At 50.7% G+C, this 22,165-nt stretch carries 20 protein-coding genes; 13 read left to right on the top strand and 7 right to left on the bottom strand.

From position 1 onward, the window contains the following. The first annotated feature begins 14 nt into the window (after positions 1-14). Positions 15-1,838, top strand: a complete 1,824-nt coding sequence (locus ACFOE0_RS18575; RefSeq protein ID WP_248934094.1) for a S8 family serine peptidase — start codon at positions 15-17, stop codon at positions 1,836-1,838. Positions 1,839-1,883: 45 nt separating this feature from the next. Here the strand turns inward: ACFOE0_RS18575 and ACFOE0_RS18580 are convergent, their stop codons facing one another. Further along, positions 1,884-2,777, bottom strand: a complete 894-nt coding sequence (locus ACFOE0_RS18580; RefSeq protein ID WP_248934095.1) for a LysR family transcriptional regulator — start codon at positions 2,775-2,777, stop codon at positions 1,884-1,886. A gap of 501 nt (positions 2,778-3,278) precedes the next feature. Here ACFOE0_RS18580 and ACFOE0_RS18585 point away from each other — a divergent pair. Then, a complete protein-coding gene (locus ACFOE0_RS18585) occupies positions 3,279-3,527 on the top strand; it encodes a hypothetical protein (protein ID WP_248934096.1) in 249 nt (82 codons plus the stop codon). Between the two features lie 80 nt (positions 3,528-3,607). Here the strand turns inward: ACFOE0_RS18585 and ACFOE0_RS18590 are convergent, their stop codons facing one another. The 6 genes from ACFOE0_RS18590 to ACFOE0_RS18615 all read right to left on the bottom strand — a co-directional run bounded on the left by ACFOE0_RS18590 (position 3,608) and on the right by ACFOE0_RS18615 (position 9,681). Then, positions 3,608-4,027, bottom strand: a complete 420-nt coding sequence (locus tag ACFOE0_RS18590) for a nitrate reductase cytochrome c-type subunit (RefSeq protein ID WP_248934750.1) — start codon at positions 4,025-4,027, stop codon at positions 3,608-3,610. Between the two features lie 32 nt (positions 4,028-4,059). Beyond that, positions 4,060-4,938, bottom strand: a complete 879-nt coding sequence (napH, locus tag ACFOE0_RS18595; protein WP_248934097.1) for a quinol dehydrogenase ferredoxin subunit NapH — start codon at positions 4,936-4,938, stop codon at positions 4,060-4,062. Beyond that, on the bottom strand, positions 4,935-5,678 hold the full coding sequence (gene napG, locus ACFOE0_RS18600) for a ferredoxin-type protein NapG (RefSeq protein WP_248934098.1): 744 nt from the start codon (positions 5,676-5,678) through the stop codon (positions 4,935-4,937). Before napG ends, napH begins: the two co-directional genes overlap by 4 nt. Positions 5,679-5,692: 14 nt before the next feature. Next, positions 5,693-8,176: a nitrate reductase catalytic subunit NapA gene (gene napA, locus ACFOE0_RS18605; RefSeq protein WP_248934099.1), complete on the bottom strand. Its 2,484-nt coding sequence runs from the start codon at positions 8,174-8,176 to the stop codon at positions 5,693-5,695. Between the two features lie 7 nt (positions 8,177-8,183). Continuing rightward, positions 8,184-8,435 carry a chaperone NapD gene (locus ACFOE0_RS18610; RefSeq protein ID WP_248934100.1) on the bottom strand — a complete coding sequence of 84 codons (252 nt, stop codon included), beginning with the start codon at positions 8,433-8,435 and terminating at the stop codon, positions 8,184-8,186. Between the two features lie 277 nt (positions 8,436-8,712). Next, on the bottom strand, positions 8,713-9,681 hold the full coding sequence (locus ACFOE0_RS18615; protein WP_248934101.1) for an MBL fold metallo-hydrolase: 969 nt from the start codon (positions 9,679-9,681) through the stop codon (positions 8,713-8,715). Positions 9,682-10,078: 397 nt separating this feature from the next. Here ACFOE0_RS18615 and ACFOE0_RS18620 point away from each other — a divergent pair, with 397 nt between their 5' ends. The 11 genes from ACFOE0_RS18620 to ACFOE0_RS18670 all read left to right on the top strand — a co-directional run bounded on the left by ACFOE0_RS18620 (position 10,079) and on the right by ACFOE0_RS18670 (position 22,154). After that, on the top strand, positions 10,079-10,594 hold the full coding sequence (locus tag ACFOE0_RS18620; RefSeq protein WP_248934102.1) for a DUF2087 domain-containing protein: 516 nt from the start codon (positions 10,079-10,081) through the stop codon (positions 10,592-10,594). 247 nt (positions 10,595-10,841) lie between these two features. Further along, a complete protein-coding gene (locus tag ACFOE0_RS18625) occupies positions 10,842-11,546 on the top strand; it encodes a class I SAM-dependent methyltransferase (RefSeq protein ID WP_248934103.1) in 705 nt (234 codons plus the stop codon). 200 nt (positions 11,547-11,746) lie between these two features. Next, positions 11,747-12,859: a TDT family transporter gene (locus tag ACFOE0_RS18630; protein ID WP_248934104.1), complete on the top strand. Its 1,113-nt coding sequence runs from the start codon at positions 11,747-11,749 to the stop codon at positions 12,857-12,859. 330 nt (positions 12,860-13,189) lie between these two features. Beyond that, the gene (brnQ, locus tag ACFOE0_RS18635; RefSeq protein ID WP_248934105.1) at positions 13,190-14,533 is read left to right on the top strand and encodes a branched-chain amino acid transport system II carrier protein; all 1,344 of its coding nucleotides are present in this window, start codon (positions 13,190-13,192) and stop codon (positions 14,531-14,533) included. Between the two features lie 399 nt (positions 14,534-14,932). Then, positions 14,933-15,352 (top strand): D-ribose pyranase, encoded by a 420-nt coding sequence (gene rbsD / locus ACFOE0_RS18640; protein WP_248934106.1) that lies wholly within the window; start codon positions 14,933-14,935, stop codon positions 15,350-15,352. A 28-nt stretch (positions 15,353-15,380) separates the two neighbouring features. After that, the gene (gene fucP / locus ACFOE0_RS18645; RefSeq protein ID WP_248934107.1) at positions 15,381-16,715 is read left to right on the top strand and encodes an L-fucose:H+ symporter permease; all 1,335 of its coding nucleotides are present in this window, start codon (positions 15,381-15,383) and stop codon (positions 16,713-16,715) included. Between the two features lie 72 nt (positions 16,716-16,787). Beyond that, on the top strand, positions 16,788-17,798 hold the full coding sequence (locus ACFOE0_RS18650) for an aldose 1-epimerase family protein (RefSeq protein WP_248934108.1): 1,011 nt from the start codon (positions 16,788-16,790) through the stop codon (positions 17,796-17,798). A 102-nt stretch (positions 17,799-17,900) separates the two neighbouring features. Next, positions 17,901-18,848: a ribokinase gene (gene rbsK, locus ACFOE0_RS18655; RefSeq protein ID WP_248934109.1), complete on the top strand. Its 948-nt coding sequence runs from the start codon at positions 17,901-17,903 to the stop codon at positions 18,846-18,848. Positions 18,849-18,920: 72 nt separating this feature from the next. Next, complete coding sequence (locus ACFOE0_RS18660; RefSeq protein ID WP_248934110.1) at positions 18,921-19,943, top strand: substrate-binding domain-containing protein; 1,023 nt, start codon at positions 18,921-18,923, stop codon at positions 19,941-19,943. A 109-nt stretch (positions 19,944-20,052) separates the two neighbouring features. Continuing rightward, complete coding sequence (locus ACFOE0_RS18665) at positions 20,053-21,402, top strand: MipA/OmpV family protein (RefSeq protein WP_248934111.1); 1,350 nt, start codon at positions 20,053-20,055, stop codon at positions 21,400-21,402. A gap of 11 nt (positions 21,403-21,413) precedes the next feature. Next, entirely contained in the window at positions 21,414-22,154 is a 741-nt protein-coding gene (locus tag ACFOE0_RS18670) for a hypothetical protein (protein ID WP_248934112.1), read from the top strand. The last annotated feature ends 11 nt before the right edge of the window (positions 22,155-22,165 follow it).

Here is a 22,165-nt window from a genome sequence, read left to right on the forward strand (position 1 = left end):
TATTAAGGTGAGCTATGAAAACAATTAATAAGACCTTGATTGCGCTGGGTGTAGGTATGGCATTTACCGCCACGGCTGCAGATGATCGTTACATCATTCAGGTGGAAGATGGCCATAAAGGCGTAGTGAAGGCGCTGGCTAAAAAGCTGGGTGGCGACATTAAGACCGAAGGTAACGGCTTTTTAGCAGCGACTTTTAGCGGTAAAGATCTGGAGCAGGTTAAAGGTCTGCTCAACAATCCGCACATTAAGCTGATTGAGGAAGATGCCAAACGTCAGTTGCTGAGTTACAGCGATGATATAGGTGACCCGCGCCAAACTCAGGTTACGCCTTATGCGGTTTATCAGTCACAGGCTAACCAATTAACACTACAGGCCAACACCGGCATGAAGGTCTGTGTGATTGACTCTGGCCTTGACCGTTCCAACCAGGACTTCTTGTGGCAAAACATTACCGGCGACAATGATTCTGGCACCGGCAACTGGGATGAGCATGGTGGTCCTCACGGTACGCATGTGGCAGGTACTGTTGGCGCTGCTGATAACGGTTTTGGTGTGGTGGGGATGGCACCGGGTGTGGATATGCACATCATTAAGGTGTTTAACGCCGATGGCTGGGGTTACTCTTCAGATCTGGCTGTAGCCACCGAGAAGTGTGCCACTGCCGGAGCCAATATCATCAATATGAGCCTGGGGGGCGGACGTCCAAACAGCACTGAAGAGAATGCCTTTAAAGAGTTCATCAAAAATGGCGGACTGGTTGTTGCGGCAGCAGGTAATGATGGCAATAACGTCAGAACATATCCTGCCGGTTATGAGTCTGTGATGATGGTTGGTGCCAATGATGCCAATAACGATATTGCGGCTTTCTCTCAGTTTCCAGCCTGTACCACTATCTACACGGGTAAGGGCAAGAAGAACAGCGAACAGATTATCGATACCACTTGTGTCGAGGTCACGGCAGGTGGCGTGAGTACCTTGTCGACTTATCCGGCCGATATGACAGTGGTTTCTGTATTAAGTGCTGATGGCCAGGTTATCGGATCCAGCGGTATGGGCTTCTCCAGTCTTGGCAGTGCTGCCGGAGAGACTTACTTTATGGGATTGGGTGACAGTGTTGATACCAATGCCGATGGTAAGATTTGTCTGATCGATCGCGGCGTGATCTCCTTCAACGATAAGGTGATGAATTGCGAAGCATCCGGTGGTATCGCGGCAGTGATTACCAATAATGTCGATGGCATGGTGTATGGCACCCTGGGTGAGGAAACCACTTCCACTATTCCCGCCATTGGTACTGCATTAGCTGACAGAGATGCACTGCATGCTGCAGCAACAATGAATGTGGAAATCACACCATCTGATTATGGCTTTATGAGTGGTACATCTATGGCAACGCCTGCTGTCGCAGGTTTGGCGGCTTTGTTGTGGTCCAATCATACCGATTGTACAGGTGCTGATATCCGTGACGCGTTAAAGCAATCAGCATTTGATGCCGGTGCATCGGGCAGGGATGACTACTTTGGCTATGGTATCGTTAAGATTGCCGATGCTCATGAGTACTTGCTGAATAAGGGCTGTGAGGCTGCACCAATCGTGGATATTCAACTTTCTACCTCTGTGTCTTCGGGCAAGCGTGGTGAGAAAGTTGAGTTGAACTGGTCCGGTGCGACCAGCCGTAAAGTCGACGTGTATCGTAATGGTGTGGTGATTAGCGCAACAGGTAATGATGGCAGCTATACCGATACTCTGAGCAACCCTTATGGAATGTACACCTATCAGGTTTGTGAACAGGGCAGCGCCACTTGCTCTGACCTCTCCAGTGTGTCGTTTAACTAAATCAACATTCTGGCTGTAAAGAAAGAGCGCCCTGTGGCGCTCTTTTTAATCATCATTGAAGTCTGGCTGCTGGCTCATTTCCAGCAAAGCATTGGCCGCGGGCGTTAAGGGCAGATTCTTGCGCCAGGCAATCCCAAGGTCCCAGTTCATTCCCGGCGACATAGGCCGAAACTCCAGTTCACTGTTATCCAGACGCTGACAAATTGGCTCAGGCAGTAGCGCCAGTCCCATATCTGCTTCCACCATGGCCGCCAGAAAATCCCACTGACCACTGCGAAAGGCGATATTCAGTTCAACACCGGCTGCACGACTCAGGCGGGTGATAATCTTTGATAAAGAGAAATCTTCGTTATAAAGAATAAAGGGATAGTCTCCCAAATCCGCCCAGGACAACTCTTGCTTGGCGGTCAGTGGATGGCCCTTGGGCAGACAGGCCATCAGTGGGTAGCACCTCAGTGTCGAGCTGGCGAGCTCGTCGGTAAAGGTGATAGGCAGAATGGCGAAGGCGATATCCAGCTTGTCTTCCATCAACGCCTGCTCACAGCCAAATCCGCCGTATTCTGCCATCTCCAGAGTGATGCCAGGATAACGTTTACGGAACTCAACCAGCAGGCCGATAAACAGGCTGCTCATCATAGGGCAAACACCCAGTCGCAACACCCCGGATTTAACGCCTGCAAGGTTAGTCATCTCCTGCTCGAGGCGATGCCATTGGCCAATCATCTGTCTGGCGCTGGCTTCAAACAAAATCCCCGCCTGGGTTGGGGTGACTTTCTGGTTATTGCGAATAAGCAGTGTCTGCCCCAGTTGCTCTTCCAGACGCTGGATCATTTTGCTCAGCGTAGGTTGGGTCAGATAAAGCTTTTCCGCTGCGCGGGTATAGTTACCTGTTTCGACCAGGGTGATAAAACAGCGTAATGTCTTGATTGGAATGTTCATGCCGATCTGGAATCCAGTTGATGGAATTAATTCATTTTACCAATAAAGGCAGAAGATTTAATCTTCTCTCCGTCGAAAAACGGAGGTGAATTTAGTCGGACTCTTTTCTGATTAATGTCGGGTTTCTCAGGCCCGCTCCGCAGCAAGATTGATTTCGTGACAGTTGTCGGTAAAGAGACCGGTGGCAGTTGGCAGAAGTGATGAATTCTGCCGGATCTGATTCTCAGCGGATCCAATCACTCAATTTGGTTACATTGTGAAGCTTTATGCATTCAACCCCGGACTCGTTGACCGGGGTTTTTTTTATCTGTTTGTCAGCGCGCACTTTCTAGCAGTGACTTTCTCCTCAATTTCTCCATCTCTTTTCATCTTAGTCAGCTAAGCTATCAATCTAACGTTTAATGCAGATGCATCGAACGGTGGAAATCTTATCAGCCGCTTTCATCCTTACGTGTTGGAAGTAACAATGGAGAGGCTGATATTTCAAGGAGGAAAAGAGCTATGTCATGGAAAGTGACCACGATTATGTTGGCCGGTATGTTGGTGTCTACTTCGGCAGTTGCCGCACTGGAGGGGGATGCTGCATGGGAAGCCAAGTCAGCTAAACAGGATGGCGACCAGGTTAGCCCAACCGCGATTGAGGGAGACCCTGTTTGGGAGGGACCGATTCGGGAGCTTATGTCACGTGCAGCAGCTGGCGATGAGGACGCGATTCAGACTTTGAAGCTGATGGGCATTAAGCCTGAGTAGCACCAGACTGGATACAAAGTTACGCTAAACAAAAGCCACCCTTGGGTGGCTTTTGTGATTTTTGCGATAGAGCCTCAGTATCAGAAGCTATTGTCCACAATTGCCTGCTTATTGCTGGCCTGAGGTACGTGACATTGGGTGCAGAAGTAGTTCTCGCCCTTCAGCGTCTGGCCGTCAGCTTCCAGGTGGGAAGCCGGTACCGAAGTAGTGCGCATACGCTTGGCTTTGGCCGGGCTGTGACAGTTGATGCAGGTGTTCTTTTTGATGCTAATGGCGTAATCCTTATGCGGCACCAAAGGTGGCTGGTCGGCAAAGGTACGCTCCAGTGACTTACCGCGGTTTGGGTACTCAGGCATGATATCTGCCGGACGAACCTCACTGATTTTACTGTCACCGGCCAGTGACTTCACATTAACCGGCTGGGCATCGGACAGGGGAGCCTGACCGGAACACGCACTCAGGCCGAGGGCTAACATGGCTACGCAGATTAGTTTTTTCATCATTTTATCTCCGCCCCGGAGGCAATCTAAAGTTATTGAATATCTGAATTGGGTTTAATGTCAGTCGTTGCTTCCCGACAAGGGGTTAAACGACAACGATTGGTAAAGCTGAAAACTTTTTGGTCGCACACATCGATACAGCGGCCACAAAGGGTGCAACTGGCGCCGAGCATTTTTGGCGTGTATCCCTTTAATGCCGGTTTTAAAATCTGCCGCTCAGGGCAGACATCAAAACACTTCATGCACATATCGCAGGCCTGAGGCTGACAGGCAGCCATTCTTAACGGACTGACTTTTCCGGCCAGGCTGTACAAAGCACCGCTTGGACACAGGTGACCACACCAGGCCCGCTCACTGATAAAGAGATCCAGCAGGAAGACTCCCGCCAGTAACCAGAGTCCGCCAAGACCGCCAAACAGCACTGCCCGGTAAATAACGGGCACAGGATTTACCCATTCCCACACCAATAAGCCGGTAATAGCGGGTAACAGCAGAACCAGTGCAAGTAGATACCAGCGCAGCGACTTTGGCAGCTCGGGAGTGCGCGGCAGATGCAGTTTTTGACGAAGCCAGGCTGCGAGGTCTGTAATGGGATTCACCGGACAAACCCAGCTGCAAAAACTGCGACCGCCAAGCAGCGCATAAAGCAGCAACACCAGTATCCCGCCGAGTATCAGGGTAGCCTGTGGCAAGTGCCCACTGGTGAGGCTTTGCAGCGTCACCAGTGGATCAGCCAGAGGCACGGCGTCAAACACCAGACTGGAAGACAGGTTGCCCTTGAATATCCAGATGCCGGCTAATGGACCCAGCAGAAAGCACATCAGCACAAGCATTTGGCTCAGTCGCCTGAGCAGCAAAAAGCGGTTGCGCTGCCACAGATTGCGGCTGTGAGCACTTGGCTGTCTGGTCATGGTTTGAATCCTCCATTGAGCATATCCAGAGTGGTGGACTCAGTATCGACGTAGGTGTCATGAGACGCTGTCTTACCCATCGCCAGTGCAATGGGAAGCACCTTAATCGCGGGTTGTTCCAGCACACAGGCGTGTTCACATTTACCGCAGCCGGTGCAACTGTCCGGGTTCACTTTGGGGATAAACTCGGCATGGTGACCACTGCGGCTATTGTGCTGACGCTCCAGGCTAATGGCATCGTCAATCAATGGACATACGCGGTAGCAAACATCACAGCGCAGACCCCTGAAGTTCAGGCAATTTTGCTGATCGATAAGGACCGCCAGACCCATACGGGACTGGTTGATATCCTCCAGTTGACTGTCCAGCGCACCGGATGGGCATTGGGCTGCACAGGGGATATCTTCACACAGTTCGCAGGGCACGGCTCTGGCGTCAAAGTAGGGTGTTCCTGTGGCGGCTCCATCAAACCAGCGAGCCAGCTTGAGGGTGTCCCAGGGACAGGCATTGACGCACAGACCGCAACGTACACAGGCAGATAAAAACTCAGCTTCCGGCAGGGCACCCGGCGGCCGGAGCGCCTGAGGCGCTGCGGGTACCGTTTGGCGGGCCAGGGCTGTCAGCCCTGTGCCAGCCAGCCCCATCACACAGGTAGCACGGGCCGTGGTCGCCAAAAACTGGCGACGATTAACCACTTTGGCCTTGTGGCCTGTGTTAGCGGAAGCGGGTTTACTGCTCATACGCTTATCTGACCTCAGGCCTTCATCACCTTAACCGGACACTTCTTGAAATCCGTCTCTTTGGAGATAGGATCCGTTGCATCCAGGATCAGCTTATTGACCAGCTGACGGGCGTCGAAGAATGGCATGAATACCACGCCGCGAGGCGGCTTGTTACGGCCCTTGGTCTCTACCCGGGTACGCACTTCACCACGTGGAGAGGCCACGATCACTTCATCACCACGCTTCAGACCACGGGCTTTGGCATCGTCAGGATGCATAAAGATCTGGGCATCCGGATAGGCGCGGTGCAGCTCAGGTACGCGGCCAGTCATGGTACCTGTATGCCAATGCTCCAGCACCCGACCTGTACTCATCCAAAGATCATATTCTTCGTTAGGTTCTTCAGCTGCAGGTTCATATGGCAGGGCGAAAATCACCGCTTTACCATCTGGTTTCCCGTAGAAATTGAAGCCTTCGCCTGCCTTAACATAAGGATCTGAACCTTCAACGTAACGACGCAGGGTTTCTTTGCCGTCAACAACCGGCCAGCGCAGACCACGGGTTTCATGGTATCTGTCGAACTCGGCAAGATCGTGGGCTTTACCGCGACCAAAGGTGGCGTACTCTTCAAAGATGCCCTTCTGAACGTAGTAACCGAAGTGGTCGGCTTCATCGTTCATCTCACCCTTGCATTCAGAGGCTGGGAATTTATCGATAACACCGTTTGCGAACAGCACTTCATAGAGAGTCCTGTCTGCGTATTCAGGTTTCTGGGCAATCAGTTCAGCCGGCCATACTTCAGATACTTTAAAGCGCTTGGAGAACTCCATCAGCTGCCACAGATCGGACTTGGCGCCTGCCGGAGCCTTCACCTGTTGATGCCACATATGGGTACGACGCTCGGCATTACCATAGGCACCTTCTTTCTCTACCCACATGGCAGTGGGCAGTATCAGATCGGCAGAAACGGCGGTAACAGTCGGGTACGGATCGGATACCACGATGAAGTTTTCAGGGTTACGGAAGCCCGGATAAATTTCGTCGTTGATGTTGGGGCCAGCCTGCATATTGTTGGTACACATGGTCCAGTAGCAGTTCAGCTTGCCATCTTTCAGCATGCGACTTTGCAGTACGGCGTGGTAGCCAGGCTTGGGAGGAATAGTGCCAGCAGGCAGCTGCCAGGTTTTTTCGGCTTTTTCTCTGTGTTTTGGATTCATCACCACCATGTCAGCAGGCAGACGATGGGCAAAGGTACCCACTTCACGGGCGGTGCCGCAGGCAGAAGGCTGACCTGTCAGAGAAAACGGACTGTTGCCAGGCGTGGCAATTTTACCGGTCAACAGATGCAGGTTGTACAACATGTTGTTGGCCCATACGCCACGTACGTGCTGGTTGATACCCATGGTCCACAGGCTCATCACTTTGATTTTGGGGTCAGCATAGGCCCTGGCCAGAGTTTCCAGCTGGTCAATGGGGACGCCACTCATCTGGGAGGCATAGTCCAGGGTGTAAGGCTTAAGGAACTCAGCATACTCGGCAAAGCTGATATCGCTGAACTTGCCGTTGCCAGGGTTCTTCGCTTTTTTCTCCAGTGGATGGTCGGGACGCAGGCCATAGCCAATATCATCCACACCCAGCGCAAACTTGGTATGCTTGTTAACGAACTCTTTGTTAACCGCGCCATTCACTATGATGTAGTTGGCAATGGCGTTGAGGATCACCAGATCAGACTGAGGGCGGAACACCATAGGATGGTCGGCCAGCTCGAAACTGCGGTTCTCAAAGGTCGAGAGTACGTGTACTTTGCAGTCTTTGTGGCTCAGGCGACGGTCGGTCAGGCGTGCCCACAGTACCGGGTGCATTTCGGCCATATTGGCGCCCCACAGCACAAAGTGGTCGGCGGCTTCCAAATCGTCATAACAGCCCATTGGCTCATCCATACCAAAGGTACGCATAAAGCCCACTACGGCAGAAGCCATACAGTGACGGGCGTTGGGATCGATATTGTTGGTACGGAAACCTGCCTTGTGTAGCTTGGCTGCAGCGTAACCTTCCCAGATAGTCCACTGACCTGAACCGAACATACCGATGGCGGTCGGGCCCTTGGTGTTCAATGTGTTCTTCCACTTGTCGGCCATCACATCGAAGGCGACATCCCAGCTGACAGGAGTAAATTCACCTTCCTTGTCATACTTGCCGTTCTTCATGCGCAGCAGTGGGGTTTCCAGGCGGTCTTTACCGTACATGATCTTGGACAGAAAATAGCCCTTGATACAGTTCAGGCCTCGGTTAACCGGACTTTCCGGGTCACCTTTGGTGGCCACGACTTTTCCGTTTTCGGTTCCCACCAAAACACTGCAACCTACACCACAGAAACGGCAGGGCGCCTTATCCCATTTGATAGGGAAGGCGTTCTCAGCTGCTTCCACCACCTTTACCGGCAGGGTCATACCCACAGCTGTTGCTGCGGCCACCGCGGCATTGGCTTTGATAAACTCGCGACGACTGATACTCATGGTTTTCTCACTCTTCTATTGAATCGACATGGTGGTAGATGAGGCTGTTGGACAAAACGCCTTCCAGGGCCTGCATGGATTCCACTCCGGCGAGGATGCTCTTTTGACTGTCACCTTCCAGGGTGACAATGAATTTGCCTTCAGGGCTGATGGCATGGATGTCGGCTCCTGCAAGAGCCAAAATGCTAGCCCGTACAGACTCAATAGCGTCCTGATGGGCATGCAAAACTAAACTGGATACATGGTATTCCGAGGGCATACAAAGCTCCCTAACTGATTGACAGTTGTGATCTTTATCACTTGTCACTGTCTGATATAACCTCAGTTTCAGTAAGTTTGTAAGGGCTTTGTATACCTCTTGAGGGGTAATGGATTTGTTGTTTGATTGGGATCATGTTTTTCAGTGTGATCTCAATCAAGGAATTGAAATTCAACAATTTATTAGCAAATGTTGAATAAGTTGCCGGTGTGAGTTACATCAAATTTTTCAGGGAAGAGTTTGCCAGCCCAGATTTGGGCTGGCTGGCGCAGAACCATTAGTCTTTCTTTAAGTCTTTGTATGCAGCAGGTACGTTCAACGCCGGATGTACCCATCCGTAGAGAGCGTAACCGCTGAATTCCGGTAGTGTGACCCGTTTGACCGTTTCTTCCAGTGTCAGGCCGTCATCGATGGCGGCCTGTACCTGAGTTTTAATGGCGTCCAGGTAGTCGATATGCCACTTGATATCTTCCCGGCCCATCACTGAACCATGACCCGGAACTATCCTGGCGTCTTCAGGCAGGAATGCATAAACCGCCTCGAGTGTTTCCAGAGTTTCCAGCAGGTGTCCATCGAGCAACCAGGGCAGTGAGGGTTTAACGGTAATGATAGGATTACCCGTCCACATCACTTTTGCTTCAGGTTCCCAGATAAAGAGATCTCCCCCGGTTTGAGCAAAGCCAAAATCGATGATCTCTACAGTCCGGCCACCCAGTTCCAGCATGATGTTGCCGCCGTTACCCACCAGAATATCTGCAGCGACCGGGACTATCTCTTCAATGCCTCTTCCCTGACCAAAATTGCTTATCATAAATTCGGTGTCAGCTTTAAAGTGGCTTGTGATGTAATCCTGAGTTTTTTGGTGCTGAATAATTTTGGTTTCAGGAGGCAGATACATATTTCCGTAGGAATGATCGCCATGAAAGCTGGTGTTTACTGCATAGAGCAGCGGCTTGTCTGTTGCCTGTGAAATCAATTTTTGAACCTGAGCATTGAGCCGCTTATTCAGCATGGTATCAATCACGAGGACACCTTTGTCACCCACAATAAAACCGCCGCTGGTGGCAACTGGAGCGCCTTTTGATTCAAGTGCTTTGGCATCTGATGGATAGTAAGCAAAAACACCATCGCTCAGTTTTTCTGAAACCAGTACCACCTTATTGCCATCCCATACAGGTTCCTGAGCCTGGCTATAGCCACTGGCGAACAGTGTGATGGCGACTGCCAACATTCCTTTTACTTTCATCGATTGTCTCCACTTAAGAGTATTGTTTTGATATCTCACTCGCCAATTAGTCTAAGGTGGTGTTAACGATTGGTAAATTCTGAAAAATTGGATGATTTGTTGGTTTGTTGCGATTATTCCAGTGCGGAGCTGGTTGGCCACCACACTCTGACTTTGGATGAATGTTAAATTTATTTGCGGTTTTTTCGCCCTGAGGTAACATGCTTCCTGGGTCTGCAGTTCACCCAGGCATCGCCACTGATACCTCTGATGAGGCCTCGGACGTTAAACCTGCCAGCTAAATCAATCTGACTTGAAAACTCTTACGTGTAATGAGTGCCAATGTCATAAGGGCGATCACTGACGCTGTGTTTTTTATTAAAATAGCAGTGGCGGCACCCGAATTATGGGTAAGATTATGTCCAGAGAAACCATTCCCTTTGCCAGTGCAGACCTTTCTGCATTGGCCAAATCCCTGCGCAAACAGCTGATGAGCTGTGAGTCGTTCCCGTCCCATGTAGAGATGCTTAATATCCTGGCCAGGGCCAATGGGTACAGCAATTATCAGCACTTGAAACAGGATGTAGAACCGGTCAATAGCGCCGGTTCAGGGCTGAGCGTCGAAGTACCCCGCAAGTTGCAGCCCTTTATGTCATCTGACTATGTGCTGCACTCCTGGCCGGTGAAGTACAGCTTGCAGAAGCTGAGCCTGTGGTTCTTTGCCTGCCGTTTTCAGTACCAGCGAAGGTACAGCGAGCGGGAGGTGAATGAGATTATCAGCCGATATGAAGATTTTGGGGATTTCGCTCGCATCCGCCGTGAGCTGTGCAATCAAAAGCTGCTGGGACGCACCATAGATGGCCGGGACTATTGGCGCACCAATGCAACTCCTCCTGATGAGTTGAAGTCGCTCGCTGACTTCTGGCCTGAATAATCCTTACTTTTTACTGTTCGTTATCCGGAGCTCTCTCAGTCCCGGATCGCGGCAGTTGCTTTCTGTTGGTGCAGATTTGCAACTCTGAGTCATGGATTCAATCCAGTGATTTCAAACCTGAGCCAGATAGCATGAGCTCACCTATGTCCTTTTAAATTGAATGGTGACAAAAGTGACTCATTATTTGCTGCTTTCGATGCTTTGTATGATTACTCACAGTCAGTGTGGTGCGGCGGACCTATCAAATATGGAGCTGAAATCCATATTGCAGCACCCTGCACGCCCTGATACTGACCGACTCAGAGACTCTGACCGCAAACCGTTACAGGTTCTTAAATTTACTGGTGTAGCAGAGGGGCAGCGGGTTTTGGATATCTATGCGGGTGGTGGTTGGTACAGCGAGTTACTCTCCCGGTCAGTAGGTGAGTCAGGCCGGGTTTATGCCCACAATGACAGTCTTACCTGGCGCTTTGGCCGCAAAGAGATGGTTGAACGAACCTTGGATAACAGGCTGCCAAATCTTATTCGTTTTGATCAGGTTGAGATAAAGGACATTCCCCTTTCTCCCGCATCGCTGGATATCGCCTTCATGGCTATCAACTACCACGATCTGTTTTTCACCCACAGAAGTCGTAATGGTAAGTATGAGGTGATGCGGGAAGGTATAGTTGACCCTATACAGGCTTTTTTGCATATACGGGATCTGCTTAAACCTGATGGTGTCCTGATAGTGATAGATCACGCTGCGAGACCCGGTTCCGGCTATCAGGCGGCTAACGATCTTCACAGGATCGATCCCAATATAGTGAAGTACCAATTGGATAAGGTGGGGTTTACTTTGCTTGAGGAGGCGTTTTATTTACGTAATCCGAAAGATGATCTCGATGCCCTGGTATTCGATGAGGAGATTCGTGGCAAAACAGACAGGTTTATCTATAAATTTGGGCGATGAATAGCACCATATAGCGCATTTTCATCGATATCATCACCTGACTTGAGTGATAGTCCAAATGCTAGCCAGTGTAGGTGTAACTTAACCTGCTGAAGGGGGGACACTTAGCAAAGCTGGTTGTTGATGAACATGGCTTTACTTCGATGCTCACATGCTAGATCTTGAGTTGACGAGTTTGGGTAACACGTTGGAGAGTGGCAATGAGTTCCACAGAGACACCGCAATATAACCGTGAGATTGGCCCCAACTGGTTTGCTTCGGTGATGGGGACTGGCATTATCGCCAACGCTGCTGCCGGGTTGCCTTTAATTGCTGAGCAGCTGACTGGGTTTGCCATCACTGTTTGGGTGATCGCCGCCATCATGCTGGTGTTACTGCTGGTGATTAAAACGGCTCAGGCCATCTTCAAGCCACATATTCTCAAACGTCAACTTAACGATGGGGTGATGGCTCAGTTTTTTGGTGCCCCCCCTATGGCCATGCTGACGGTCGGGGGAGGCTCAGTGCTTCTGGGGCATCATCTGATGCCTGCTGAACTGGCTTTTACTATCGGATGGGTGCTTTGGATTGCCGGTACTCTGACCGGTTTACTGACCGCTGTCATTATTCCCTATCTGCATTTCACTCGTTATGAGACTGAAGATGATGCTGCCTTTGGCGGTTGGCTAATGCCGGTTGTGCCACCCATGGTATCCGCCACTATCGGGGCAATGCTTATTCCCCATGCGTCGAGCGCTGAATTGCAGCAAACTATGCTTTATGCCTGCTATGCCATGTTTGGTCTGAGTCTGATGGCCTCGATTATTATCATTACTCTGATTTGGCGCAGATTATCTCATTCCGGTACATCCGGTGGCGCCCGGGTTCCCACGCTTTGGATAGTGCTGGGCCCGCTGGGGCAGTCTATTACTGCTATTGGCAGTTTGGGCGTGGTTGCGCAAAGCATATTACCCCAGGATATCGGCAGTAGTTTTCATACGATGGCGCTGTTATATGGCATTCCGGTTTGGGGATTTGCCTTTTACTGGTCCATGATTGCCGGCTTGCTGACCATCAGAGCCATACGCCGTAATATGCCTTTTGCCCTGACCTGGTGGGCTTTTACCTTTCCTGTTGGTACCTGTGTGACAGGTACCACTCAATTGGCGCACTATACAGGGCTGACACTGGTCTCCTGGATGGCAGTGGTGTTGTTTTTCGGTTTGTTGCTGGCCTGGTTAACTGCAGCAGTGGGGACTGCCAAAGGGCTTAGAAAAGGCAATATTCTTCATGTGCCAACGAAAGCGCCCCCAGTGAAATCCAAAAAGGGCTAGTGCTGACAACCTATTGCTTTGTAGGTTTATACAGGGACTTGCTGCAATATTGGTCAGTATGAAATTTCCCTTTACAAGCCTATTCTTTCGTTCTAGATTGAGCTTCCTTTATTACACAAGTGTATGAGTGATGCTGTTAAATTCTCACTTCAATCAGATCCATTCTGATGCTGTTCCCTCCATGGGCGCGGCCGCACTTGTCTCTGTCGTCATCGTCATTATCTGACGCTGACGGTGCTTTTATTCGTCAGCAAAGCTGGCGGATACCGAACCTCTCCCTACTCGACTCTTCCAGCAAACTGACCAAAGACTCTACCAGGAGTATTGAGTTTGAACAGAAGAGAACTTGCCGCCATCGGCTTTATGACATTCGCCCTGTTTTTAGGGGCTGGTAACCTGATATTTCCACCTTTGATGGCGCAGCAGGCCGGTGACAACTGGCTATTGGCCGTGGCCGGATTTCTGGTGACGGCTGTTGGTTTGCCTGCAATTACCCTGCTGATTTTGGCTCGTTTACCTAGTGTTGAGCATCTGACTTTGGGTTTGCCTAAGTGGATGGACCGCAGTTTCTGGTTGCTAATTTTTACCACCATTGGTCCGGCATTTGCGTTGCCAAGAGCTGTCACTGTAGCCTATGAAATGGGCGTTAAACCTTTCTACTCTGGCGACGGTCTGTTGTTGTTCTCCGTATTCTTCTGTGTGTTGACGCTGGTTCTGGCTTTAAGGCCTGGCAAACTGGTTGATTACATCGGCAAGGTGATGACGCCAGCGCTGATTATTATGCTCTGTGCGCTGACCTTGTTTGCCCTGTTTAATCCTCTGGGCAGTGCATCAGAGGCAACCGGGCCTTATCAGTCAGCACCTGTGGTAAGTGGTTTGACTCAAGGCTATATGACGCTGGATGCCCTGGCTGCTGTGGTATTTGGCTGGGTGATTATCAACGCCATTCGCCGTACCGATAAGAAATCGACTAACGGCCGACGCAATACGTTGACTCGCTCGACCCTTGTGATTGTGGGCATTTACGCCATCCTGATGTCAGCTTGCTACCTCGCTATGGGATATCTGGGAGCAACCTCTTCAAACATTGCGCCGAACGCTGGCAATGGTGGTGAAATTTTGGCTGCGTACGCCGCCGGTCAGTTTGGGATGATGGGGCAGGTGATTCTGGCGCTGATTACCCTGATTGCCTGTTTGACCACAACGGTAGGTATTACCACTGCCAATGCTCATTACTATGAAAACACCTATGGCGTGAAGTTTGCGCTGAGCACAGGGATTATCTGCGGATTGACTGCCACCATCTCCAACATAGGTCTGGAAGCACTTATCCAGTTGAGTTTACCTGTGATTCTGGTGCTGTGTCCTGTCGCTATCTCTCTGGTGATGGCGGTGATTGTTATCCCTGCAAAAAGTGGAGTTCAGGGTGCACCTGCTATCTCCAAAGGGCAGACACTTGTGGTATCTGTTGCGGCTCTGTTTGGTACTCTGGATGCGTTGATGATTCTAGGCAAACTGCCAGAAGATGCCATCGAATTGGGTCAGTCGATGCTGCCGCTGTTCAATGAGAACCTGTCTTGGTTGGTGCCTGCTGTTATCACGTTAATGCTGTTGAAACTGGTTCGCCTGTTGAACACCAGTAAGCGCAACAGTATTGCAGAACTGCAGCAGTAAGTGGGCTTATCTCAATTTAATACTATGTCAATAAGTAGCTAATCTCATTCGCTTGGCAACACAGGGATGTGTTGTTTCTCCATGGTTGTTTACCGCTATTTACTTATCTATCGATTATCTTATTTAGCGATCCTAGTCACAGGACTGCCTTTCTCAGCTAGGAGTCATCGAAACGTTTCGATTATGATTCTCTGCATAATCGAAACGTTTCGATGGTTTCGTGTCGTTCCGGTTGTTCCATATGTAACTGGTAGGCAGGAAACTTGCTGGCGTGTTGTATACGCCCGGGCTCACCTATTTCCCAAATGCCACACTGACCTCTGTACCCCAGTGCAGTTGGCTTTGAGCCCGGGTAAACAACTCCGCTTGCTGATGAATCACTGAGTGAAAGGCTGAAAGATGATTAAACACCCACTACTGAACGCCGACATGAATATGCTGGCTGCCACTCTGGGGCATACCGATGAGGTCACCATTTGTGACGCTGGCTTACCCATTCCGGCCAGTATGCAGCGTATTGATTTGGCGTTGACCCACGGCGTACCGGGTTTTATCGAGACGGTAAAGGTATGGCTGGCGAGTTCTCAGATTGAAGGTGTGGTGATGGCACAGGAATTTGCCGATGCAAGCCCTGAGGTGTATCAGGCATTGATGGCTGAGTTGGATAATGAAGCTGAGCGCTGCGGCCGTGCTATTCCTGTGACTTATCTTTCCCATGAAGCATTTAAAAAGCGTACCGGCATCAGCCGGGCAGTTATCAGAACCGGTGAATGTACTCCCTATGCGAACGTGATTTTTCGCTCTGGTGTTGTTTTCTAAATCGGCTCACGTCCCTGGAAGATAAGTTATGTTTATAAAAAACTCTGCAACTCAGCAGGCGGATGGTTACCTGAACAAAACCCCGCTGTTCCAGTTTTTGCTGTTGTCCTCTGTGTTTGCCCTCTGGTCAGCCGCCGCAGCCCTGAATGATGTGTTGATCACTCAGTTCAAGGCGATTTTCCACCTTTCCAATTTTGCATCTGCGCTGGTGCAATCGGCGTTTTACGGTGCCTACTTCCTGGTGGCGATTCCCGCTGCCATGGTGGTGAAAAAGAGCTCCTACAAGCTGGCGATTTTACTGGGGCTGGCACTCTATATCTTTGGTTGCCTGATGTTCTTCCCGGCTTCTGTGGCCGGAACCTACACCATGTTCCTGGCGGCCATTTTCTGTATTGCCATCGGCCTGTCTTTCCTGGAAACCTCCTGTAATACCTACTCCGCCATGATAGGTGAGCCGCAGCGCGCCACATTGCGTCTGAATATTTCCCATACTATCAACGCTATGGGTTATATCGTCGGCTTGCTGCTGGGCAAGTATCTGATTTTCCAGGAAGGTATCGATATCGAACATCAGATGGCGACCCTTACCGGTGCCGAGCTGGAAGCCTTTAAAGCCCAGGTATTGCAGCAAACACTGGAGCCCTATAAGTGGCTGGTGGGTGTGATTGCTACTGTGGCAGCCCTGATCGCCGTGACTGAATACCCAAGCTGTAAAGTAGCGACGGCTCGCAAGGCAGACCAACCAAGCTTTGGTGAGACTCTGTCTTATCTGGCCGGTAATGCCCGTTTCTTCAAAGGTATTGGTGCTCAGTTTGCCTACGTGGGTATGCAGGTAGCTGTCTGGTCTTTCACCATTCGTCTGGCGCTGGAACTGGATGCCAACATGGTTGAGCACGATGCTGCCAACTACCTGCTGTACTCCTTCATCATGTATTTCCTGGGTAAATTGCTGGCCAATTACCTGTTTACCAAGACCTCTCAGGAAAACGTGTTGATGGGCTACTCAGCGATTGGTTTCGCCTGCCTTATGTATGTGGCTCTGGTTCCAAACTTCAGCGCGGTTTGGGTTGCCGTGGGCACCTCTGCACTGTTTGCGCCTTGCTGGGCCACCATTTTCGCATCGACCCTGCAGTCGGTTGATACCCGTTACACAGAAACCACAGGTGGTTTTGTGGTGATGGCCATTATCGGTGGCGCTATTGTTCCTGCGGTGCAGGGCCTGCTGGCTGACAGCATTGGTATGCAGTCCTCCTTTATTGTCAGCGCTATCTGTTTCGCTGTGGTGTTTGCTTACTTTATGAGTGAAAAGAAGTTCAAACGCTCACAGACCTTGTCTGAAGCGACAGTCGAAGCAACTGCTTAAGCGCCTGTTTAAGATGATTAGGCGGCCACCTCAGGAATATCCGGGTGAGCGCCTTTTTGCAGGAGATTGAATATGTTTACTCTGCCTCTGTACAAACACAGCTTCTCCCGTAACAGAAGCCTGATTGCCAGATCTGATGCCTTTGAGATTTACACCTTTGTGTACAACTCAGGAGTGGAAGCGGTCGAGATCAGAAATAGCAAAGGTCATTTGGTGGTGCTGCCATTTATGGGGCAGATGGTGTGGGATGCTGAGTTTCTGGGTACCGACCTATGCATGAAAAACATGTTCAGTGAGCCCAAACTCGCCAAAACCATAGTCGAGACCTACGGCTGTTTTGCCTTCCATGCCGGGATGATCCGCATGGGTTGTCCAACTCCGCAGGATGACCATGTGCTGCACGGTGAAATGCCCTGTGCCACTATGGACAGCGCCTGGCTTGAGATCAGTGACACCAGCGTCACCATCAAGGGAAGCTACGAATATGTGATGGGCTTTGGCGACCATTATCTGGCTACGCCATCTGTCACTCTGGGGCAGGACTCGGGTGAGTTTGATATTCAGATGACGGTGAAGAACCTGGCATCTGTTCCTATGCCTTTGCAGTATATGTGTCACATCAATGCGGCCTACCTGGAAGGGGCGGTGATGAGCCAGAATCTGCCTGATGAGGCCTTTGTGCTGCGTCAGAGTGTGCCTGACCATGTTCGTCCAACCGAGCAGTGGCTGGCCTATAACGAAACATTGAAAACGTCAGCACCCTTTGCAGTGCTGGATGAGCCGCAGATGCACGACCCTGAGATTGTTTACTTTGCCGATGACATCTCTCGCTTTACCGAGCGCGCTGAGCTATCTATGGCAATCGGTGACAAGTGTCTCATCACTGAATTTGATACCAAAGAATTCAACAACTTGACCCGTTGGGTTCTGTACAATGGCGACCAGCAGGTAGCAGCCTACGCCTTGCCGGCCACCTGCCGCCCTGAAGGTTTTCTGGCGGCCAGAGAGAGTGGCAATTTGTTGTATCTTGAGCCGGGTGAGACGCGTCATTTCAGTGTGCGCACCGGTATCAGACAGGCGTAATAGAGCCAGAATATTAATCTGCCGAATTGACGTGATTCGGCTTTGTACCCTTTTTCTTTTAAGTATGAACCCTGGGGTTCATTCTGAGTTGCGGATAACCATATGAATAAGCTAGTGGTGTTAGGTAGTGTTAATGCTGACCATGTTCTTCAGGTGCCTTCTTTCCCCCGTCCGGGTGAGACCCTGCATGGCCGCAATTATCAGGTGATCCCAGGCGGCAAAGGTGCCAACCAGGCGGTTGCGGCTGCCCGTCTTGGTGCCGATATCGGTTTTATCGCCTGTGTGGGTGATGATGCCTTTGGCCAGAATATCGTTAAAGCGTTCGCCAATGACGGCATGAATGTCGACGCTGTGCACTGCATGGAAAATGCCATGACAGGCATCGCTATGATTCAGGTGGCAGACAATGGCGAAAACAGTATCTGTTTGGATGCTGCCGCCAATGCCCTGTTGACTGTGGAGCTGGTTAATCAGCATGAGGCACAAATTGCCGCTGCGGATTACCTGTTGATGCAGCTGGAAACCCCACTGTGTGGTATCGAGCAAGCTGCCCGCATCGCCAAAGAGAGTAATACTCAGGTGATCCTGAATCCGGCGCCGGCGCGTGAACTGCCTGACTCACTGCTTACGCTGGTAGATATGATCTCTCCCAACGAGACAGAGGCCCATTTGCTGACGGGTATTGAAGTGACTGATGAAGCTTCTGCCGCCCAGGCTGCAGATGTGTTGCATGGTAAAGGCATTGCCACTGTGCTGATCACTCTGGGAGCCAAAGGTGTGTATCTCAGCCGTGCTAATGAAGGCGCTGCCAATGAAGGTGCCGCTGAAGGCTGCATTATTGCTGGTTTCCGTGTGGAGGCGACCGATACCACAGCCGCTGGCGATACCTTTAACGGTGCATTGGTAACGGCTTTATTGGAGCAAAAGCCGCTTGAGCAGGCGCTGGTATTTGCTCATGCTGCCGCTGCGATTTCGGTCACCCGTTTCGGCGCACAAACCTCTATTCCAGGCAGGGAAGAGGTGGACAGTTTCCTGGCACAACAGGCCTGAGTGTCCTTGGAGTGTCTTTGAGCGCTAACTGATTTTACCTAAACCAATAAAAAGCATACTGGAGTTCACCACATGGCCACCATGAAAGATGTCGCTAAGCTTGCCGGGGTTTCAACCTCGACGGTCAGCCATGTGATGAACCAAACCCGATTTGTCAGTGAAGATATTGCCAAACGGGTTCAGGACGCTGCCCGGGAGTTGAATTACAGTGGTCCTTCCGCCGTCGCCCGCAGCCTGAAAACCTGCCGTACCAACACCATAGGCATGTTGGTCACCACCTCGGCCAATCCCTTCTATGCCGAGGTAGTACGCGGGGTAGAGCAGGCTTGTTATCAGCAGGGTTACAACCTGATCTTGTGTAATACCGAAGGGGATGTGCAGCGGCTTAAGCGCTCGCTGAGCACCCTGGTAGAGCGTCGGGTCGATGGGTTGATTATGATGTGCGCCATGCTGGAAGGTGAAGATGCCGCTGTGTATGAGCGCCTGAAGAAGTTACCCGTGGTGGTAATGGACTGGGGCGAGGCCGATTTTCCCTGTGACCGCATTCAGGGGCATTCCCGCAAAGGCGGCCAGTTGGCCACTCAATATCTGCTGGATAAAGGCCATAGGCATATAGGCTGTATTACCGGCCCCCGCAATCGCCAGCAGGCAGATCTGCGTTATCAGGGCTTTGCTGATGCCATGACGGACGCAGGGCTCAGGGTAAATCCGGACTGGGTGATTGAAAGCAATTTTGAGTCAGACGGCGGTAAAGCGGCATTTGCCAGCTTGTTTGCCAATGTTGAACATGACAAAACCAGGCTGCCCAGTGCGCTATTTGTTTGCAATGATATGATGGCCATAGGTGTACTGCATGCCGCTCAGAATGCGGGCATTAAGGTACCTCAGGAGCTGTCGATTATCGGCTATGACGATATTCATTTGGCTCGTTATATGAACCCGGCGCTGACCACGATTCATCAGTCCAAGGGTAAGTTGGGAGCGGAAGCGGTCAATGCCCTGCTGGCCCGTTTGCAGGATCCGACACTGGCACCCCAGTTTATGGATATTGAGCCAAGCGTGGTTGAAAGAGACAGTGTGCAGGTATTGAAATAGCTTTCCTGGTCAATTCTCGGTTATCAATTAAAATCATTATGTTATCAGGTGGTTATTGAAGTATTCTGGTGTCTGTTTCCCGCAAGCAGACATACCGGACGTGAATACTGTGACCACTTGCTCCATTTCCCGTTTAACCCTTCTATTCTCTTTTCTGTTGTCAGCTGTCTCCTGTGAAGCGGTTTCGGAGCAAGCTGATGTTCTCCAGACTTCTGCTCACCAAAGCGAATCAGGTGATACTCCCTGGGGTATCGCCATAGGAGTCAGGCGCAGTGATATTCCTTACGCCGTCGAGGATGATGAAGTCTTTGATGTGCTTCCCCTGCTTAAATATCAGGGTGAATATGGCTATATCAACGGCATGGAAGCTGGGGTCCATCTGTGGCAAAACGACCAGCATCAGGTCAATGCCTATACTCGCTTTCGTTTTGTTGATATTCCCAAAGAGCTGCAAAATGAAGCTCAGGCGGAATCCTTCGATTTAGGGCTTCAGTACAAGTTTACTCATGGCCCCTGGGAGGCGGATATTGCTCTGCTGTCGGACTCTTACAAACGTGCCTACATGTACTCCAGAACCAAGTACCACTGGCATTCCGGTGATTGGGATCTGATCCCTTATGCAGAGTTTCAGTGGAAGTCGGATCAATTTAACGACTATTACTATGGGCTGGACAGATACGAGGTTGGCAGCGGTTTGCAGTTTAATGCCGGGGTGACTGCCAGATACCATGTCGCGAGTAATCTGTATCTGCTGGGCAGATTTGGGGTAGGGCGACTGGAGGATAAAATCAGTCAGCTACCGACGATAGAAAACCAATACCAGTATGAGACATTTCTTGGCTTTGGTTTCTTTCCTGACAATAAACAGGAAAAGTCTTTAAGCAGGGCTGATTCAAGCCGGGATGACAGTGAGTTTTTGCGCCTGTCTCATGGCTGGGCTACGCCATCCAATCTCAGCTACATTCTGACCGGGGATGCGGAAAAAGATCCCTATAACAATCAGATGACCTCTCTGTTCTATGGAACCCGCTTGAGTGAGACACTATTCGGTCTACCCATTGAACTTTACTTTACCCCTGGCGTTGCCTGGCATTATGACTCTGAAGTTCAGGGGGAGATTGTCGAGGGTGCAGTAGCCATTAAAGCCTTTTATACCTTTGAGCTGGGTCCCCGCTGGCGCTTTGGGGTGGCAGAAGGACTGTCTTACGTCACCAACCTCACCTATATCGAAAAGTCTGAGTTGGACGAGAAGGGGTACAAACCATCAAAGCTGCTCAACTATCTGGACTTCTCTCTGGAGGTCAATCTTGGCGATCTGTTTAACAGCCATGCAATCAGAGGACTCTGGCTGGGGTACAGCATCCATCATCGCTCAGGCATTTTTGAAACCAGCTCCACCTTCGGCAGAATCAAAGGTGGCAGTAACTATCAGGCAGTGACTCTGCAGTGGAATTTCTGAGGAGTGCTTTGATGAAGGTGCTTAGAGCTCCGATGAGCATCACCTTGATGAGCTTTGCTGTGACCGGTTGTCAGGGAACATCTGATGATCAGCCTATCGTTGGGATGACAGCTTCCAACCAGATATTCTACTCAGGTCCACTTAATGAAGCTGGCGTGTCCGCCTTTGAATCTCTTTTCAACAAGCAGAGGGATGCTATCTCTGAGCTGGTGATCACCAGTGGAGGAGGCGATGCGATGGCGGCTATTGAGATGGGCACCCTGGTATTTGACCATGGTCTGAGCGTGATAGTACGCAACATCTGTGCTTCGTCCTGTGCCAATTACATTGTGCCCGCGGGGAAGTCCGTTGTTGTAGAAAAAGACAGCCTTCTGGGCTGGCATGGCGGGGCGTACCAGGATCTCTATGTGCCCTTTGGTGGCGTTCAAGGTAACTCTGAACACCATGAGTCACTACGGCGTTGGCAAGCTGCCGAATTGGCGTTTTTTGCCAAAGTTGGTGTTGACCCTGTGATTACTATTCTGGGGATGATGCCGGATAGTGGCGTTAGCCGGGACGCTCCTTTGTTCAGTTATGACCAGGATACGCTTGCCAGGCTGGGGTTAAGCATCGAATTTGTCGGCAAGCCAGCGCAGTTAGATACTCAAGGGAATAAGCTGGTACAAATTATCGCTATCTCTGCACCAGCGGTGGAGCATTTGAGGTCAACTCATTCGAGCCTCATCAAGGCGCACTGGCCTCAGATGGAGTAATTCGAGCCGAC

The sequence above is a fragment of the Shewanella submarina genome, from assembly GCF_042646185.1.
GTDB classification, from domain to species: domain Bacteria; phylum Pseudomonadota; class Gammaproteobacteria; order Enterobacterales; family Shewanellaceae; genus Shewanella; species Shewanella corallii.

Excerpts from the sequence above, each read along its gene's own strand:
- rbsD (WP_248934106.1), top strand. The coding sequence starts at position 14,933 with ATGATTAAACACCCACTACTGAACGCCGACATGAATATGCTGGCTGCC.
- ACFOE0_RS18575 (WP_248934094.1), top strand. The coding sequence starts at position 15 with ATGAAAACAATTAATAAGACCTTGATTGCGCTGGGTGTAGGTATGGCA.
- ACFOE0_RS18620 (WP_248934102.1), top strand. The coding sequence starts at position 10,079 with ATGTCCAGAGAAACCATTCCCTTTGCCAGTGCAGACCTTTCTGCATTG.
- ACFOE0_RS18585 (WP_248934096.1), top strand. The coding sequence starts at position 3,279 with ATGTCATGGAAAGTGACCACGATTATGTTGGCCGGTATGTTGGTGTCT.
- fucP (WP_248934107.1), top strand. The coding sequence starts at position 15,381 with ATGTTTATAAAAAACTCTGCAACTCAGCAGGCGGATGGTTACCTGAAC.
- ACFOE0_RS18610 (WP_248934100.1), bottom strand. The coding sequence starts at position 8,435 with ATGCCCTCGGAATACCATGTATCCAGTTTAGTTTTGCATGCCCATCAG.
- napG (WP_248934098.1), bottom strand. The coding sequence starts at position 5,678 with ATGAGCAGTAAACCCGCTTCCGCTAACACAGGCCACAAGGCCAAAGTG.
- napH (WP_248934097.1), bottom strand. The coding sequence starts at position 4,938 with ATGACCAGACAGCCAAGTGCTCACAGCCGCAATCTGTGGCAGCGCAAC.
- napA (WP_248934099.1), bottom strand. The coding sequence starts at position 8,176 with ATGAGTATCAGTCGTCGCGAGTTTATCAAAGCCAATGCCGCGGTGGCC.
- ACFOE0_RS18580 (WP_248934095.1), bottom strand. The coding sequence starts at position 2,777 with ATGAACATTCCAATCAAGACATTACGCTGTTTTATCACCCTGGTCGAA.
- ACFOE0_RS18660 (WP_248934110.1), top strand. The coding sequence starts at position 18,921 with ATGGCCACCATGAAAGATGTCGCTAAGCTTGCCGGGGTTTCAACCTCG.
- ACFOE0_RS18630 (WP_248934104.1), top strand. The coding sequence starts at position 11,747 with ATGAGTTCCACAGAGACACCGCAATATAACCGTGAGATTGGCCCCAAC.
- ACFOE0_RS18625 (WP_248934103.1), top strand. The coding sequence starts at position 10,842 with ATGGAGCTGAAATCCATATTGCAGCACCCTGCACGCCCTGATACTGAC.
- ACFOE0_RS18670 (WP_248934112.1), top strand. The coding sequence starts at position 21,414 with ATGAAGGTGCTTAGAGCTCCGATGAGCATCACCTTGATGAGCTTTGCT.
- ACFOE0_RS18650 (WP_248934108.1), top strand. The coding sequence starts at position 16,788 with ATGTTTACTCTGCCTCTGTACAAACACAGCTTCTCCCGTAACAGAAGC.
- ACFOE0_RS18615 (WP_248934101.1), bottom strand. The coding sequence starts at position 9,681 with ATGAAAGTAAAAGGAATGTTGGCAGTCGCCATCACACTGTTCGCCAGT.
- rbsK (WP_248934109.1), top strand. The coding sequence starts at position 17,901 with ATGAATAAGCTAGTGGTGTTAGGTAGTGTTAATGCTGACCATGTTCTT.
- ACFOE0_RS18590 (WP_248934750.1), bottom strand. The coding sequence starts at position 4,027 with ATGAAAAAACTAATCTGCGTAGCCATGTTAGCCCTCGGCCTGAGTGCG.